Raw genomic sequence first — 961 nt, 5'->3', positions numbered from 1 at the left:
CTTTGAGTAAACAACAAGTGGATTCAATCCCCATAGAAGGTTAAAAAAAGAAAAAAAAACGCATAGTACAACAGCGGATTAAATCAAATTGCGCCTTTGGCTTAAATGATTTAATCCTATAATGTTACCAAAAATTATGAAAAAACCGAATCTCAAGAAAATATTAATTCTTATAATGATGTTGATTTCTTTCAACTCATTTGCTTGCGACTGTGATTGCGAAGGAGATTGTTCGTTTAGTGTAATATCAAACCGAAACGAATTTGTTGCTCTTATAAAAGTTATTGAGTATTCTGATTTTCTAGATTATGAAATTGACGGATATGATAAAAAAATGCCTTTTTCAATGACTGTTGATATAATTGAAAAATACAAAGGAACTGAATCAAAAAAACGAATTAAAATTTGGGGCGACAATGGAATTTTATGCAGACCATATATCTCGAATTTTGAAATAGGAAAATACTACTTAATCTCACCCATACGAATTGAAAATGACTCTGAAGAAGGAAAAAAAGGAGATTATGATTTCTTTGCTTGTTGGACTGATTATCTGACTGTAGATTTTGAAAACGGAATTGCTCACGGAGAATATACACAGCGAAAAAATAAAATATCGCTCAAAGAATTCGAAAACGGAATAAAAAAATAACTATTGCCAACAACACCTATGCGATAATGCGGGGTTTAGGTTTGATCGAAAGGTTCTTGTCTATTTGGTTTGTCGCCAAAGATTTAAATTTAGTATTTTAGAAAATATAAAAACAAAACATAAACTTTGGCTAAGTGATAGCTCAAAGGTCAGTAATTTTCGACTTCCGCACTACGCATAGCTAAACGTTGGTGTGCCACGAAGCTGTGGTGATCCAGTGGGTGAGAATCCCATCAGAGTAATTGACTGTTCACTCTGAAGAAAAGCATACAGTTAACCTCGTGAGGGATTTGCTGAAGCTATGTTCTT

1 protein-coding gene is annotated in these 961 nt (G+C 33.1%); it reads left to right on the top strand.

Features of this window, described 5'->3' with window-relative positions:
* Positions 1-136: 136 nt before the first annotated feature.
* Positions 137-652: a hypothetical protein gene (locus F0000_RS27445; protein WP_149627875.1), complete on the top strand. Its 516-nt coding sequence runs from the start codon at positions 137-139 to the stop codon at positions 650-652.
* Positions 653-961: the final 309 nt, after the last annotated feature.

Origin of the sequence: Aquimarina sp. RZ0, assembly GCF_008370685.1 — a bacterium.
Lineage (GTDB): Bacteria > Bacteroidota > Bacteroidia > Flavobacteriales > Flavobacteriaceae > Aquimarina.
This window is presented reverse-complemented; position numbering and strand designations above follow the sequence as displayed.